Here is a 16,626-nt window from a genome sequence, read left to right as displayed (position 1 = left end):
ATGACAAAATTATTAAAACAAAAAAGAGAGGATATTATCAATAATTATTAGTAGTGAGTTGTATTATAATAAAGTACAAGACGATATTTTTTTTTTGCGAAAACTTTCTTTTTATTTAAAAACTCTTTTTCGGCAGTACCAACATATAATTTCATTCACTTATTTTGGTTTTCGCAAAATAAAAAGTACTTTTGTGGCAAAATACGCATTTTTATGAAAACACTCATCACCAACGTACTTATTGTTAATGAGAATACCATTCAGCAAGGCGATGTACTTATTGATAATGATCGAATTGCAAAAATTGCTCCTCAAATTCAAGCACAACACAATTATAAAATCATTGACGGACAAGGAAAGTACCTGCTTCCGGGCGTGATTGATGACCAAGTGCATTTTCGCGAACCGGGCTTGACACATAAAGCAACCATTGCCACTGAAAGCGCTGCTGCCGTTGCTGGTGGTGTTACCACTTTTTTTGAGCAACCCAACACTTTGCCACAAACAACAACCTTAGACCTACTTGAAGAAAAATTTGCAATCGCCTCAAAAACAGCCTTTGCCAACTATTCTTTTTTTCTTGGCGGAACTAATGACAACCTCGAAGAACTCAAAAAACTCAACCGTAATGCCTGCGTGGGAATAAAATTATTTTTAGGCTCTTCCACCGGTAACATGCTCGTAGACAATGAAAAAACAATCGAAACCATTTTTTCAAATATCGATTTGGTCATTGCCGCACATTGTGAAGATGAGCAAACCATTCGCAAAAATTTGGAAATTTACACGCAACAATACGGCGAAAACATTCCGATGAAAATGCACCCGCTAATCCGCAGTGGTGAAGCCTGTTACATTTCGTCATCAAAGGCGGTTGATTTAGCTCGGAAAACGGGCGCAAGACTGCACGTTTTCCACCTTTCAACAGGACGTGAAACAGCACTTTTCGACAATACTATTCCATTGAAAGACAAAAAAATAACTGCCGAAGTATGCGTGCATCATTTATGGTTTTCCGATGAAGACTACCAAGAAAAAGGAAGCCTCATCAAGTGGAATCCTGCCGTGAAAACCCCTGCTGACCGAGCCGAATTGTGGACAGCTCTGCTTGATGACCGCTTGGACGTTATCGCCACCGACCATGCCCCGCACACACTTGATGAAAAGCAAAATTCGGCATACGGAAAAATCCCTTCGGGCGGTCCTTTGGTGCAACATTCACTCGTAGCAATGCTTGAAAATGTGCGAAATAGAAAAATTTCCATTGAAAAAATAATTGAAAAAATGTGCCACAATCCGGCTATTCTTTTCGAAGTGAAAGACCGTGGGTTTATCCGCGAAGGCTATTTTGCCGACTTGGTTTTGGCGGACTTAAACGCACCTTGGCAAGTGAGCAAAAACAACATTTTGTACAAATGCGGCTGGTCTCCTTTTGAAGGGACTACTTTCCATTCAAAAATAATAGCTACTTTTGTGAACGGAAATCTGGCTTTTGACAACGGAAAAATCAATCCCGTACCATACGGAAAACGAATTCTTTTTAATCGTTAAACGAATGAAAAATTACATTTACATACTAATAATCAGTTTGATAACGGCTTGTGGGCAAAGTGTTGTTCCGCCCCCTGAAAAAATGCTTTCCGAAAAGCAAATGGAAGATTTGATGTATGATTTGGCAATCATTGACGGGGTTCGGCTCACTGACTATTCACTGCTGGATTCGCTGAAAATCAACGTCAATGATTTTGTGTACAAAAAACACGATACCGACAGCCTCTCACTGATTGAAAATATGGTGTACTACGCCTCATTTCCAAATAAATACGATAAAATCATCAAAAAAGTAGAGGCTCGCCTGAAAGAAGAACGTCAAAAACTTTCAGCCCCCACTGAAAAAGAAAACCAACAACCAATTGATGAAATTATCAACACGACTGAATTAACAAGTGAACCCATAAATAATTGATACATTGGAATCTATCGCACTAAATAACGCTTCCCTACCTTGGATTTTTCCGGCTTTTTTGGGCATTTTTGCGGTCGTTGCACTGCTTCGTGTGGCGTATCCGAATCATTTTTGGGAATATTTAAAACTTCCGTTTGATAATAAATACATCGTTATTTATGAAAAAAAAGAACGGAAAGTACAACCTTTCACCGTAGTTTCCTTGTTTTTACAATGGATTTCATTAGGGTTGTTTTTCTATGTTTGGGCGCAATTCCTCCAAATTAAAACCCTTGTGAGTCATTTTCTTTTTTTAGATATTATTATAGGTATTTTGCTTTTTTTTATGATTAAATTAGCAATTCAAAAATGGATAAGTTCACTTTTTGAACTTAAAAATTTTGCAAAACCCTATATTTTCACTCGGATTGCCTATTCCAGTTACGCCGCTCTTTTGATGATTATGCTGTTATTTTTTGTGATGTACGCTACCGAGCTGAAAGAAATCTATTTTTACATCCTTTTACTTATCTTTTTAGTTATCAACCTATTAAGTTGGGTTACGATAATAAAAATGAACCAAAATGCAATAAAACGGTATATTATTTATTTTATTTTGTATCTTTGCACCCTTGAAATAGCGCCTTACATTTTTTTAACCTACGGACATCGATTTTTATAGAAATAAATTCGGGGTTTCCCCTTTTTGTTAGAAGAATATTTAGCGCAAAGCAAATAAATTTATGAAAGTAAAAACAATTTTAGTTTCACAACCCGAGCCCAAAGCAGAAGGCTCTCCTTACACTCAAATAATTGAAAGTCAAAAAGTAAAAATTGATTTCATTCCGTTTATTAAAGTGGAGGGAATGTCAGCCAAAGACATCCGAATTCAAAAAATTGATTTAACTAAATTTACAGCTATCATCTTAACCAGCCGAAAATCGGTTGATCATTACTTCCGAATTGCAGAAGAAATGCGTTTCAAAGTGCCTGATACGATGAAGTATTTCTGCCAGTCCGAGACCATTGCATACTACCTGCAAAAGTACATAACTTACCGAAAACGAAAGATTTACGTAGGTAAAAAATCATTTGCCGATTTGTTGCCAACCTTAAAAAAATACAAAGAGGAAAACTTTCTGTTGCCGGGGTCAGACACACAAAAACCCGAAATTTCAAAAGCACTTGACGATTTGAAATTGAAATGGGAACGAGGCGTTTTTTATCGTACCGTGCATTGTGATTTATCCGGTATTAAGGAAATTAATTATGATATTTTAGCATTTTTCAGCCCTGCCGGCATTGAATCATTGTTTAAAAATTTCCCGAATTTTGCACAGAAAAAAACGCGCATCGCCGTTTATGGCGACTCAACCCTGAAAGCCGCCGAAAGTGCCGGACTCACCATCGACATCAAAGCACCTTCACCCGAAAATCCGTCAATGACAAAAGCCTTAGAGCAATACATCAGCAAGGTGAACGGGCGAAAATAATAAAATCTTAAAAAAAATAAACTCCAAACTTTAACTCGTTTGGAGTTTATTTTTTAGATTAGCATCTCATTCTTTTTTTATGTAAAATTAGCTGAAAATTAACTATGCAACCCGCTTCATATACTATATACAATGCCTCTGCTGGTTCCGGAAAAACCTACGGATTGGCAAAATCCTATTTGCGAATTGTGCTGAGCAACAAAAATCCGGAAGTATTTCGCTCATTATTAGCCATTACCTTTACCAACAAGGCTGTTTTTGAGATGAAAAACCGAATTATTGAGTACTTGACCCTCTTCTCTGATGACAAAATGCTGAGCCAGCCCGACCCGATGTTTTCAGAGCTGAGCAAAGAACTAAAAATAGCACCTACCGAACTGAAAATACGCTCCGAAATGGTACTGAAACACATTTTGCACAACTATGCCGCTTTCAGTATCAGCACCATTGACGGATTTAATCACCAACTGATTCGGAATTTTGCCTTTGACTTGCGTCTGAACCAATTCTTTGAAGTTCAGTTAGATGCAAAAACACTCTTGCAACGCGCCGTTGATAATTTGCTCAATCAAGCCGGAGAAGATGCCGAACTGACCCAACTTTTAAACGAATTTTCAAAAGAAAAAATCAAAGAAGATAAAAGCTGGGACATCACAGGCGAATTGCTTCGTGTTGCGCAAATGCTTACCGTTGAAAATCATTATTGGCAACTTAACAATCTGAAAAGCAAAAATTTATACGACTTTCAAGCGTTAAAAAAGAACTTGTTGAACAAAAAAAATAAGGCACTTGATTCCATTCAAAAAAATGCTGCTGATTTTTTAAAGTTACTGGACGAAAATGCATTGGATAAATCGGCTTTCAAAGGTGGATATGCCTACGATTTTTTTTACAAACTTAATCAAAACCCTGAAAATGAACCTAACTGGGGAAGTGCTTGGCAAGAAAATTTACCCGACAAACCGCTTTACGCATCAACAGCAAAAAACTTAAACACAGCCCTAATCGATGCTTTACAACCTCAAATCGTTACCTATTTTAACAATATAAAATCAGCTTTTGGTTTGTTAAATTTTGTAAAAAATGTACTCCGAAATGTGGTTCCGTTAGCGTTACTCAATCGCATTCAAAATGAAATTGAACTGATTAAAGAAGACGAAAATATCCTACCCATTTGGGAATTTAATTCAATCATTTTCAACGAAATAGCTACACAACCCGCGCCATTCATTTACGAACGAATCGGTGAGCGTTACCGCCACTATTTTATCGATGAATTTCAAGATACGTCCGTTTTGCAATGGAAGAACCTTATTCCGCTGATATTAAATGCAGTACAAAGCGAAACGCTTACCAAACAACGCGGCTCGGTGCTATTGGTGGGCGATGCCAAACAATCCATTTACCGATGGCGGGGCGGAAAAGCAGAACAATTCATCTCGTTGTATTCGGGTGATGAAAATCCTTTTTTAATTGAAGGAAGGGTGGTTGATTTGGAAGAAAATTACAGAAGTTTACCCAGCATCATTCAGTTTAACAACCTGTTTTTCAGATTTATTTCAGAAAAATTTAAGTCAGAAACATATCGGGAGTTGTACAAAAATGCTGCTCAAAATTTTCCTGAAATCAAAAAGGGAAAAGAATTACCGGAAGGATACGTAAATATTCATTTTGTTGATTTACAAGAAGATGAAGAAGCTGAAAATCAAACTGATTCCTCCGAAAACACCACCGATTTCACCGAAAAAGAACTCATTTATTGCCAAGCTATTTTAAAAGCTGTTGAACACGCCAATGCCTCAGGGGTTAAGGACCAGTACATTACCGTATTGGTGCGAAAAAATTCGGAAGGTGCTGCCGTGGCTTCTTTTTTATCGGCAAAAGGCAGAAATATCATCTCGCCCGACTCGTTATTGCTGAAAAACGTTGATAGCATACAGTTTTTAATATCCCTTCTGAAATTGATTTATAATTCAGACAGTCAAGAGCTTAAATCAAAAATGCTATTTAATTTCGTCGGAGTGAAAAAGATAACAGAAGTACACGAGTTTATGACCCAGTATATTGAAGCTCCGCTTGATGTCTTTTTTGCTGATTACGGATTTTCACTGACTCAATTCAATACACATTCGTTGTACGAAGGCGTTACTTTTGCCGTCAATTGTTTTGATTTAGCAAAGGAATCGGATGCGTATTTAACTCATTTTCTGGATTTAATATTCGATTTTAAAACGGCTCGAAAAGGTGGTTTGGCTGATTTTTTAGCCTTTTGGGAAGAAGAAAAAGACAAAATCAGCATCAGTTCACCCGAAGGCTTAGATGCCATTTCAATAATGACCGTACATAAAAGCAAGGGGCTGTCCGCTCCTGTGATTATCTATGCTTTTGCTGATAACAAGCTCATTGACAAGCATAAAGACGACACGATTTGGTATCCGGTTGCTGAGACGGAATTCAGTGGGTTTCAGTCGCTTTTGGTGCAGGTTAGCAAAAATTGGATTCACTACGAGCCACATTCAGAGCAACTTATGCTGCAACACAACGAGCAACAATTGTTAGACCAAATTAACGTACTTTACGTGGCATTAACCCGCCCCGAATCGTTTTTATACGTCATCACTTCACAGCCTAAAACAAAAAGCGGAAAAGAATCAAAATCAGAAACTTACGGAACGCTTTTCAAACATTTTATTCAGCAACACAGCACTTGGGACGAAGCCGTACAAACATACGAGTTTGGCACGCCTGTTTTCCCCGCAAAAAAACAAAAAACAACACCTGAAACCGACACTCTGATTCACTTTCAAAAAGACGGAATGCAGCCTAATTACAAAATCGCTACGGGCGCATCACTGCTGTGGGACACTTCACGGCAACACGCCATCGAAAAAGGAAATCTTATTCACGAAATCCTCTCAAAAGTAACATATCACTTTGATTTAGAAAAAGTTATGAATAACTTCCTTACCGAAGGCATTCTGACCAACGTTCAGTATGAAGTTATTTATCCGCAACTTTTTGATTTGATTCACCACCCTGAAATTTCAGATTTTTTTACCGAAAAATATGAATATTTCATTGAAAAAGAATTCATTAACCAAAATGGAAAATTTTTCAGACCCGACCGTATTGTTTACAATCGGCAAACCCAAGAAGCCATCATTATTGATTATAAAACCGGAAAACCCAACCCGAAATACGAGCAACAAATGCAGGATTACGCCACCGATTTGGCAACAATGGGCTGGAAAATCACGGCAAAGTACCTGATTTTTTTAGAAGACGGAACCATCGTGAAAAGCGAAAAATAACAGAAAAATACATATCTTTGCCCGCTTAAAGTTCACAGAATGTTAAACGTACACGATTTATCTATTTCATTTCAAGGCGAATATCTATTTGAAAACGTTGCTTTTATGTTAAACGCAGGCGACCGCGTGGGGCTTATCGGCAAAAACGGAGCCGGAAAATCCACACTCTTGAAGTTGCTCGCCAAAGAACTAAAACCCGATTCGGGAAAACTTGCCACTGACAAGAATGTCAAAATCGGTTTTTTAAAGCAAGATATTGATTTTGAGAACGGAAGAACCATTTTGCAAGAAGCCTATCAAGCCTTTCAGGAAATCAAACGCTTGGAGCATCAAATGGACGAAATTCAGCAACAAATGGCTCAACGCACTGATTATGAAAGTGAATCGTATCATCAATTGATGGACTCGCTCAGTGAAATCACACACCGCTACGACATCATCGGAGGCTATCAATATCAAGGAGATACGGAAAAAGTGCTGCTCGGTTTGGGCTTTCAGCGTTCCGATTTTGACAAACAAACCGACACTTTTTCAGGAGGCTGGCGAATGCGCATTGAACTGGCGAAACTTCTGTTGCAAAACAATGATATTCTGTTACTTGACGAGCCTACCAACCACTTGGACATCGAATCCATCATCTGGTTGGAGCAATTCCTGACTTCATACGCGGGTGCGGTGGTTATCGTCTCGCACGACAAAATGTTTTTGGACAACGTAACTAACAGAACCATAGAGATTTCCGTTGGGAAAATTTACGATTATCCCAAGCCATATTCCCAATTTTTGGAACATCGGCAGGAAATTCGCGAACAGCAACTGGCTTCGCAAAAAAATCAGGAAAAAAAGATACAACAAACCGAAAGACTCATTGAAAAATTCCGTGCCAAAGCCTCAAAAGCATCTATGGCTCAATCACTTATCAAAAAATTAGACAAAATTGACCGCATTGAAGTTGATGAGGAAGACAATGCCGTGATGGCGGTTCGTTTTCCGGTTTCGGTAACACCCGGAAAAGTGGTACTGGAAATCCAAAATGCCTCGAAGAATTACGGAGCAAAGAAAGTTCTGCAAAACATTGATTTACTGATAGAAAGAGGAAGTAAAATTGCCTTTGTGGGGCAAAACGGACAAGGAAAAACCACGTTGGCAAAAATGATTGTAAATGAAATTCCGTTTGACGGAAACATCAAACTTGGGCATAACGTACAGCTTGGTTATTTCGCTCAAAATCAAGCGAATTACCTCGATGGTGAATTATCCATTCTCGACACGATGTTCAACGCCGCTAATGACGGTAATCGAATGAAAATCAGAGATATATTAGGTTCTTTTCTGTTCCGAGGCGATGAAGTTGAGAAAAAAGTAAAAGTACTTTCGGGGGGCGAACGCAATCGGTTGGCTTTGGCAAAAATGCTCCTTTCCGATTTTAACGTTTTGGTAATGGACGAGCCCACTAACCATCTGGATATCAAATCAAAAAATGTTTTAAAACAAGCACTTCAAGCCTTTGAAGGGACGCTCATCATCATTTCGCACGACCGTGATTTTCTGCAAGGTTTGACCGACAAAGTGTACGAATTTAAAAATAAAAACATCAAGGAATATTTAGGCGACATTGATTTTTATCTGGAACAACGCGAAATAAGCCATTTTCGTGAACTGGAACAAGAAAAAAACGCACCTTCTGACGAAAAAAACACAAAAAAAGTTGAAAAACCATCATTTGAAGCGCAAAAACAGCAAAAAGCGCTTCAAAATAAGATAAATAAACTCGAAAAACAAATAACCGAAGTGGAAAATGAACTCAATCAGATGAATGAACGCATCGCACAAGAGGCTCAAAATGATGATTTTTATGTAAATTATGAGAAAAAACGAAATGAATTGGACACGCTAATGAACCAATGGGAAGCCTTATTGCTATAATTATTGTAAAAAAGCTATTAAAAAATTAAAATTTATGGTAATATTGGTTCAAAATTTTTGTAAATAATCAAAAAAGTGTACTTTCGTAGCTTCAAAAATTTAAAATAAGGAATGACCCCCAAAAAAATAACAATATTCATCATCGGAGTACTTCTGTCTCTTTTTATGTTCACATTTCTCAGTGGGCATTACAAAACATCACAAGGTTTTGAAAGAGAGGGAATTGTTATGGGGAGTACCATCATAAAATACCCGACTTCCGACATTCTTTTAAAAAGCAGTAAGTCTGAAAACACCCAGCCAAAACAGGCCATCAAAAGTATCGAAAAAAAGAAAGACGAACTTAAGACAACAGTGCAAGATTCGGCTTCGGTTGCTGTTGAAACCGTCAAGGAAGAAAATACAACATCTCATACCCCGGGAGGAATTTACTACCCAGACAATGCCAATGAATTTATCACTCAACTTAAAGAAAAACTGAAACAACCTAATTGCCAGATAGTTCACTACGGCGATTCACAAATTGAAGGCGACCGCATTACGGTGTATATTCGCAATCGGTTTCAAACGCTTTTTGGTGGTGGTGGTCCCGGATTTATTCCGATAAAGATTGCTTATCAACAAAATAGCATTAATTTACAAGCCAGCCCCAATTGGTTTCGGTTTGCTTTTTTTGACCGCAACAGCCGACGAAAAGTTCCGCATCAAAAGTTCGGATTGTACACCACTTTTTCGCGATTTACTGAGTACAAATCAACTGACACAACCACCGTTAAAAAGGCTTCTTTTATCATAAAACCCTCAACCAGAGTCTATAACCGCTTGCAAAAATTTAAAGAATTTGGCTTGCATTACGGGAATTGCACACACAAAACTAAAATTGCCGTTTACCAAGACGGGACACTTATAAAAGAAGATTCACTAAACACCGACGGAAATTATCACAACTTCAAAATTGATTTTGTTGAAACGCCCAAAGAAATAAAAGTGGAGTTGGAAGGCACGGTAAGCCCTGATTTTTATGGAATTACACTCGACGATACGAAAGGTGTTCGTATGGATAACGTGGCGATGCGGGGTGAATCAGGGAATTTGTTTACCCGTTTGAACTACGAAAATTTCCGACAGATGTCAAACGTTCGCAAACCCGATATTTTTATTTTTCAGTTTGGCGGAAATACGGTTCCCTATCTTGAAAGTGAAAGGCAAATTGTGGATTACGTCTTTTCGTTTATTCAAAACATCCGGTGGGTAAAACGCAGTAATCCAAGGGCTTCGGTGATTGTAATTGGACCGGGCGATATGTCAGTTTCAAAAGACGGACAAATGATTACCTACCCGTTTCTCATCACCCTGAACGAAATGATGAAGGTTGAATGCACAAGCAACGGCATTGCTTTTTGGAGCATTTACGAAGCAATGGGCGGTGAAAATTCAATGGTTGATTGGGTTAAAAAAGGAATGGCAGCCTCTGATTATGTGCATTTAAGCCCGAAAGGCACGCACCTGATTTCAGAATTGTTTTTTGAGCATTTACATAACGATATTTTAGCAATTGAATAATATGGATTTTATTCTAAATATATTCACTTTTAACGAAAAAAGTCCGCTCAACTTTGTTCGGATTGATTTTTGGATATTTTTCGCTATCACGTATGCTTTTTTCTCTCTGATTTACAAGCGAATAAAACTCCGAAATCTGTTTTTGCTTTTTGCAAGTTTTTACTTTTATTACAAAGCCAGCGGATTATTTGTTTTATTACTGGTTTTCAGCACCATAACTGATTTTTATTTAGGAAATTACATCTACACTCAAACCGATGAAAAAAAACGAAAACTGGGCGTAACGCTGAGCATTATTGTCAATCTGGGAGTGCTGGCTTATTTCAAATACGCTTATTTTTTCACAGAAACCTACAACACACTATTTCACACCAACAACCAAGTTTTCAACTATTTAGCTTACTGGGCAAACGGTTTTGACAGTCAAGGTTATTTCCGTGTGGAAACCATTGTGTTGCCCGTCGGGATTTCGTTTTACACCTTTCAAACCATTAGTTATTCGGTGGATATATATCGAAAAAAAATAGCACCGTTGAAATCAATTCTTGATTTTGGTTTTTATGTGAGCTTCTTCCCGCAATTGGTGGCAGGTCCTATTGTTAGAGCAGAGAATTTTGTTCCGCAAATTGTTAAAAAAACAGAAATTTCTACGGAAAACTTCAATAAAGGTATCTTTATGATTCTCAAAGGATTGATAAAAAAAATGATTTTTGCTGATTTTCTGGCGCTTCATTTTTTGGATCAAGTTTTTGATAACCCTACCCTATTTTCGGGTTTTACCAACTTAATGGCTTTGATTGGATATTCACTGCAAATTTACGGTGATTTTTCAGGATACACGGACATCGCCATCGGATTGGCACTACTGATGGGTTTTCAGTTGCCGGTCAATTTCAATTCACCTTATAAGGCCATCAATTGTGGGGATTTCTGGAAACGATGGCACATTTCGTTATCTACTTGGCTTAGAGACTATTTGTATATTCCGTTGGGAGGCAACCGAAACAGTTCGGTGGGCACAATTGTAATTTCACTTGTTTTTGTCGTTGGGCTGGTTATTGCTGTGAACAGCCTGATTTTCACAATCATAACAGGCATCATTCTCATTACGGCATCTTTTTTAATGTTTTACAACAAAACGATTGAACGACAGGTCGTTACCAACATCAATATTATGCTCACGATGCTCATTGGCGGACTTTGGCACGGAGCTTCGTGGAAGTACGTCATTTGGGGCGGATTAAACGGCATTGGTATTTTGGTGTATAAAATTTGGCGAAAAGTAAGTCCGTACGAGCATTCAACACACTGGTTAGCAACATTTTGGAAAATAGCTATTACCTTTATATTTATTACTTTCACGCGCATCTTTTTTCGGGGCAAGGATATGGAGGCTATCTATCAATGGTTCAATCAGGTAGGTAATAATATGGATTGGGGAACGGCTTGGCAGGTGCTCACACACTATCGGGCGGTTTTCATCATTATGCTTATTGGCTACATAACACATTGGATACCACAGCGTTGGAAAGACGAAGTAGAACACGTTTTTTCAGAAAGCCATATTCTGGTAAAAGGAGCTATTGCTGTGGTTATTGTAATTATCTGTTACCAAGCCTACTCTGCCGAGTTTCAGCCGTTTATCTATTTTCAGTTTTGATTTATCAGCATTTTTGTAACTGAATTGGAGGTTATTCTTAAACTCATATCCTTGCAAAAGGAGAATTAGTAAGATAAACTATTTTAGAATCAGCTATAATTCCGAAGTTTTTCGTTGTAAGAAATACTTGTAAAAACGATTTTTTAATCATTGGAGAAAACACTCCAAATACAAATCTCTAATTTTAAATAAACATACTCTTAAACTTATCGGCATAATAGGCAATTACACTTTTGTCAAAATACGGCTCTTCATCAATGTTCCCTAAAAGACGGGCATTCGTTTTCTCTAAAATAACGGCTTCGGAAGACGGATTTGATTCCCCGCTGAAAACAATCCCAAAAACGGATAACCCTCGCTGTTTCAGCGCTTCAAAAGTAAGTAGCGTGTGGTTGATACTCCCTAAATAATGACGCGAAACCAAAATTATTTTATCTGATGGCAACATCAAATTGGCAATGGTATATTGGTTGTTCAGTGGCACTAAAAGTCCGCCCGCACCTTCAATAACCAATTGATTTTCAGTAGCAGGTCGGATTATCTTTTCTATTTCTATCTGCACACCATCTACCTGAGCTGCCCAATGCGGACTTGCAGGAGTCTGTAACGCATAAGCACTCGGATGAAAAGCACTTTTTGGATTAGAAATCAATCTTTTAACTTTATCAGAATCAGAATTATACAAATCGCCCGACTGAATGGGTTTCCAGTAATCGGCTTGCAAAGCTTCGGTTACAATTGCCGAAACAATCGTTTTGCCCACATCGGTTGAAATTCCCGTAATAAAAAAGGTATTTTTGGTTTCTTTTTCCAATTTTTATTGATTTTTAGGCAAAAATATTCATTTATTTTGAATTACATCGGGTTTGAACTATAAAAAAATATCCTTTCGTTGTAACATTTTTGGCTTTGGTTCGTCTTTATCACAAATATCTTTTTTAATTGGTTGGTAAAACAAAAAGAGGTTGCAATTACAGCAACCTCTTCACTTATAAAGATATAAACGCTAAACCGTTCTATTTTTTAACAGGCGCTGTGCCGCATCGGAAGCCGCGATTAAACCACCTGCCGACATAATAATATCCTTCAAAACCAAGCGTCCCGCCCCTGAAAGATACGGAAAACCAAAGTTGGGCGTTGGCATATCACCACCCAAATTAGGCACATACACTTCGGGGGTTGTAATTAAAAATGAGAGTGTTACGATGGACATTCCAAAAGTAAGCAACCCGCCGATAATCCCAATTTTAGGCGACCAAATTCCCAAAAGAACCAGCAAACCAATAAGGCAAATAACAGTTCCTAAACCGTATGAAAACCAATAAGTTCCATTTTGTTTGTGCCACTCGATGTTTTTGGCAACCATCTTCCCCTCAGGGTTTTTATGCAACGTGTATTCGGCAACCGTTTCGCCTTTGTCATTCACTGCCGTTTTTCCGGTGTTGTTGTAAAAAAAACTCATAAAAGGGCTGTTAATCACAAACGGCACAATGCCATCTGCCTCATACTGAAAGGCTTTCAGTCCGCCAATCCAAGCCATCACAATAAAGATTCCCACCCGTATGAAATTCACGAAGGAACGCTGACTGTCAGCCAAAAAAACAAGAATTTTTTCCATAATATACTAATTTTAAATTTATTATAAATAAAATTTTTCGGTGGCAAAATTCGTTTTTTTAGTCCGTATATCAAATGGACAAAAAAGGATATAACATAGATTATTTTGCAACGACAGAAATCCCGACCGTTTCGCGAAAAAATTTAGGCGATGTCCCGACAGCTTTTTTAAAAAATCGACTGAAATAAAATTCGTCTTTAAAATTCATTTCAAAAGCAATTTCCTTGACGGATTTATGTGTGAGATGCAGTTGTTTTTTCGCCTCCAAAACAAGCCGTTCTTGAATTAATTTGATAGGCGATTTTCCTAATAACAGTTTGATTTTCTTGCTAAAAGCATCGGGTGAGAGATGCGCTTTTTCGGCATAAAACGATACACTTCGCTCGGTTAAAAAATATTTTTCAAGCATTTTTTGGAAATTCAAAGCTACGTTATGCTCGGTATTTTGTTTGGTTTTTGCCAAAATGAGGCTTTTTTCTTTGCTTGAAAGTGCCAAAATCAGTTGTAAGTACGAACGGAGCACGGCTTGTGAATAGGCTGATTCTGAGTGCAATTCGTTTTGAATTTGCTCAAAAAGATGCAAAATTTCATTAAAACTTTTATCGGAAACGGCAATATGCGGCAACAGAAATATATTGTTGAATAAGAGTCCGTTACAGGCAACTTCTTTTTTGTGATACTCAATGCAGTAAAAATCGCCGTGAAATTGTAACAGTTTGATTTTCTCCATTTTTCCGTCCTTTTTTTGAAAATTTTGAAAAGGTGAAAGGAAAAGCAGCGTGTTGCCGTCATAGGTATATTCCGCAAAATCAACCCAAAAACTTCCTTTGCCACAAAAAGCCAAAATGCAGTAATTTTCAACACTGAAATTGTCAATAAACTGTAATTCAGCTACGTTTTGTATTAAAATTGCCATTTTTCAAGTCTTTTTTAGCACGTTATACCGATGTGAAGCAAAGATAATTATTTTTTCGGTTTTTTCACAAACGATTGTCATTAAAATATTTTGCGTATCTTTGTACGTTGAGAGGTTCACAACTTAATTTTAACGAAAATGAAACGAAATCGGTACTTTTCATACTTAAAAAAGTCTTTGACATTTAAGGTGTTATCCTTTTTGGTGGCAGTAATTCTTATTGTGCAAATATTTCCGAAGAAGGCAAAATTTAAGTATGAATTTCAAAAAGGAAAACTTTGGCAACACGAAACGCTTTACGCCCCGTTTGATTTTTCGCTAAAAAAAACCGATGACCAAATTGATGCCGAACGGGAAGAAATTAAAGAAAATTCAGTTGTTTATTACGCAAAAGATACAACTGTTTATCAGTCAGTTACAGCTAATTTTGGCAGTAAAAAAGATGTTTACTTCAATGCCGTTTCACACCAAAAAAAACAACAATTGCTTGCCAAAGCCGAAACTTTTCTGAAAGAAATTTACCGAAACGGCGTGATGCTTTCCACCAAAAACATAAGCGAGGGCGAAATAAATCTCATCAAAGCAAATAATGAATTTGTTGAAATACCGATTTTTGAAATTTTCAATTTGAGTAACCTAAATGCAGAAATTGACACGTATTTTGCTGAAAATCCGTACAACGAATATAAAAACACCTATTATGATTTGTTTTTTGACATTCTGCAACCCGACATCAGTGTAGACCAGCATTTTACGCAAAAAACACTTACCGAAAACCTAAAAGAACTGGTCTACACCCGCGGATGGATAAAAAAAGGGCAACTCATCATTGCCAAAGGTGAAATGGTTGAGGACGAAAAACTCAATATGTTATCGTCGTTACAATCAGAGTATGAGGACGGTACGTGGAACCGAAGCAATTACATTTGGTCATCAGCCGGATATTATATTTTAGTGAGTATCATTATGTTACTGATGGGCTTGTACTTAAAAATATATGAAAAAAGCATTTTCCATAATAACGCCAAAATTTCGGTTATTTTGCTTAATATGCTGATAACCATTGGTTTGGTGGGGATTATCACACAAACGCTTCCGCAGTATATTTATGTGGTTCCGGTGGCGATGATGGTACTGATTCTCAAAGCATTTTTTGATTTGCGGACGGTGATTTTCGTGTTCATTTCCACCATTTTAATTTTAGGATTTATCGTTCCGAATAGCTTTCAATTTGTTTTTATTCAGATAGTTGCCTCATTGGCTATCATCATTGCTCCGAAAGATTTACACTATCGGCTGAACAACTTTGTGTCGGCTTTGCTGATAACAATCTCTTACTTAGTTATTTATGTAGCATTTCACATCATTACCGAAGGCACCATTGCACGATTGGATATTTCACTGCTCACGCTCTTTATTTTAAACGGAATCGGTGTGTTGTTTTCACAACCGTTCACATACGTCTATGAAAAGGTATTTGGTTTGGTATCAGATGTTTCACTATTGGAATTGAGCGACACAAATTCAAAATTACTGCGTGAACTTTCTGAAAAAGCTCCCGGAACATTTCAACATTCAATGCAGGTTGCCAATTTGGCAGAAGCAGCCGCTTCCGAAATTGGGGCAAATGCTTTGCTAGTGCGGGTCGGGGCTCTGTACCACGATATCGGCAAGATGTTAAACCCTGTTTATTTCATTGAAAATCAAAAGACAAGCATAAATCCGCACGATGCACTCACTCCTTTGCAAAGTGCAAAAATCATTACCAAACACGTTAGTGACGGCATTGAACTCGCCCGAAAAAACAAGTTGCCGAAACGCATCATTGATTTTATCCGTACGCATCACGGAACCAGCTTAACCTATTATTTTTATCGTAAAGAACTGGAAACCAACACAAATTGCACCGAAACAGACTTCCGTTACCCGGGTCCGAAACCTTTTTCAAAAGAAACTGCCATACTGATGATGGCCGATTCGGTGGAAGCAGCAACCAAAAGTTTGAAAAACCCAACTTACGAAATGTTAGATGATTTCGTGGAAAAAATCATTAAAAAACAACTGGATGATAATCAGTTTAGTAATGCCGATATTACACTAAAAGAAATTGAAATCGTAAAAAAAGTTTTGAAAAACAAACTGACGAACATTTATCATATCCGAATAGAATATCCGGAATAGCAATATTTTCTAA

Annotated in this window: 12 protein-coding genes; 9 read left to right on the top strand and 3 right to left on the bottom strand. The window is 37.6% G+C overall.

Annotated features, from left to right (window positions below; genetic code table 11):
- Positions 1-213: 213 nt before the first annotated feature.
- The 8 genes from Q4D72_RS05975 to Q4D72_RS05940 all read left to right on the top strand — a co-directional run bounded on the left by Q4D72_RS05975 (position 214) and on the right by Q4D72_RS05940 (position 11,898).
- Complete coding sequence (locus Q4D72_RS05975) at positions 214-1,551, top strand: dihydroorotase (protein ID WP_303076725.1); 1,338 nt, start codon at positions 214-216, stop codon at positions 1,549-1,551.
- 4 nt (positions 1,552-1,555) lie between these two features.
- Positions 1,556-1,966: a DUF4296 domain-containing protein gene (locus Q4D72_RS05970; RefSeq protein WP_303076724.1), complete on the top strand. Its 411-nt coding sequence runs from the start codon at positions 1,556-1,558 to the stop codon at positions 1,964-1,966.
- Between the two features lie 4 nt (positions 1,967-1,970).
- Positions 1,971-2,627, top strand: coding sequence for a DUF4271 domain-containing protein (locus tag Q4D72_RS05965; protein ID WP_303076723.1), 657 nt, complete (start codon positions 1,971-1,973; stop codon positions 2,625-2,627).
- 61 nt (positions 2,628-2,688) lie between these two features.
- Positions 2,689-3,438, top strand: coding sequence for a uroporphyrinogen-III synthase (locus tag Q4D72_RS05960; RefSeq protein WP_303076722.1), 750 nt, complete (start codon positions 2,689-2,691; stop codon positions 3,436-3,438).
- Positions 3,439-3,542: 104 nt separating this feature from the next.
- Positions 3,543-6,749, top strand: a complete 3,207-nt coding sequence (locus Q4D72_RS05955) for an exodeoxyribonuclease V subunit beta (RefSeq protein ID WP_303076721.1) — start codon at positions 3,543-3,545, stop codon at positions 6,747-6,749.
- 39 nt (positions 6,750-6,788) lie between these two features.
- On the top strand, positions 6,789-8,675 hold the full coding sequence (locus Q4D72_RS05950; RefSeq protein ID WP_303076719.1) for an ABC-F family ATP-binding cassette domain-containing protein: 1,887 nt from the start codon (positions 6,789-6,791) through the stop codon (positions 8,673-8,675).
- Positions 8,676-8,786: 111 nt separating this feature from the next.
- Positions 8,787-10,238: a lipase gene (locus tag Q4D72_RS05945; RefSeq protein WP_303076717.1), complete on the top strand. Its 1,452-nt coding sequence runs from the start codon at positions 8,787-8,789 to the stop codon at positions 10,236-10,238.
- A gap of 1 nt (position 10,239) precedes the next feature.
- Entirely contained in the window at positions 10,240-11,898 is a 1,659-nt protein-coding gene (locus Q4D72_RS05940) for an MBOAT family protein (protein ID WP_303076716.1), read from the top strand.
- Positions 11,899-12,082: 184 nt separating this feature from the next.
- Here Q4D72_RS05940 and bioD read toward each other — a convergent pair whose 3' ends face one another.
- From bioD to Q4D72_RS05925, 3 genes are all read right to left on the bottom strand, one after another.
- On the bottom strand, positions 12,083-12,712 hold the full coding sequence (gene bioD / locus Q4D72_RS05935; RefSeq protein ID WP_303076715.1) for a dethiobiotin synthase: 630 nt from the start codon (positions 12,710-12,712) through the stop codon (positions 12,083-12,085).
- A gap of 192 nt (positions 12,713-12,904) precedes the next feature.
- Complete coding sequence (locus tag Q4D72_RS05930) at positions 12,905-13,516, bottom strand: DUF417 family protein (RefSeq protein ID WP_303076714.1); 612 nt, start codon at positions 13,514-13,516, stop codon at positions 12,905-12,907.
- 100 nt (positions 13,517-13,616) lie between these two features.
- Positions 13,617-14,432 (bottom strand): AraC family transcriptional regulator, encoded by an 816-nt coding sequence (locus tag Q4D72_RS05925; protein ID WP_303076712.1) that lies wholly within the window; start codon positions 14,430-14,432, stop codon positions 13,617-13,619.
- 138 nt (positions 14,433-14,570) lie between these two features.
- Between Q4D72_RS05925 and Q4D72_RS05920 the strand changes: the two genes are divergently transcribed.
- Positions 14,571-16,613, top strand: a complete 2,043-nt coding sequence (locus tag Q4D72_RS05920; protein WP_303076711.1) for an HD family phosphohydrolase — start codon at positions 14,571-14,573, stop codon at positions 16,611-16,613.
- The last annotated feature ends 13 nt before the right edge of the window (positions 16,614-16,626 follow it).

The sequence above is a fragment of the Capnocytophaga sp. genome, assembly GCF_030532915.1.
Classification (GTDB): domain Bacteria; phylum Bacteroidota; class Bacteroidia; order Flavobacteriales; family Flavobacteriaceae; genus Capnocytophaga.
The sequence above is the reverse complement of the archived record's forward strand: the minus strand, read 5'-3'. Positions and strand labels throughout refer to the sequence as shown.

Bases quoted from the DNA above. Each gene is read 5' to 3' on its own strand.
- Q4D72_RS05940 (WP_303076716.1), top strand. From the start codon at position 10,240: ATGGATTTTATTCTAAATATATTCACTTTTAACGAAAAAAGTCCGCTC.
- Q4D72_RS05975 (WP_303076725.1), top strand. From the start codon at position 214: ATGAAAACACTCATCACCAACGTACTTATTGTTAATGAGAATACCATT.
- Q4D72_RS05955 (WP_303076721.1), top strand. From the start codon at position 3,543: ATGCAACCCGCTTCATATACTATATACAATGCCTCTGCTGGTTCCGGA.
- Q4D72_RS05950 (WP_303076719.1), top strand. From the start codon at position 6,789: ATGTTAAACGTACACGATTTATCTATTTCATTTCAAGGCGAATATCTA.
- Q4D72_RS05945 (WP_303076717.1), top strand. From the start codon at position 8,787: ATGACCCCCAAAAAAATAACAATATTCATCATCGGAGTACTTCTGTCT.
- Q4D72_RS05970 (WP_303076724.1), top strand. From the start codon at position 1,556: ATGAAAAATTACATTTACATACTAATAATCAGTTTGATAACGGCTTGT.
- Q4D72_RS05930 (WP_303076714.1), bottom strand. From the start codon at position 13,516: ATGGAAAAAATTCTTGTTTTTTTGGCTGACAGTCAGCGTTCCTTCGTG.
- Q4D72_RS05960 (WP_303076722.1), top strand. From the start codon at position 2,689: ATGAAAGTAAAAACAATTTTAGTTTCACAACCCGAGCCCAAAGCAGAA.
- Q4D72_RS05920 (WP_303076711.1), top strand. From the start codon at position 14,571: ATGAAACGAAATCGGTACTTTTCATACTTAAAAAAGTCTTTGACATTT.
- Q4D72_RS05925 (WP_303076712.1), bottom strand. From the start codon at position 14,432: ATGGCAATTTTAATACAAAACGTAGCTGAATTACAGTTTATTGACAAT.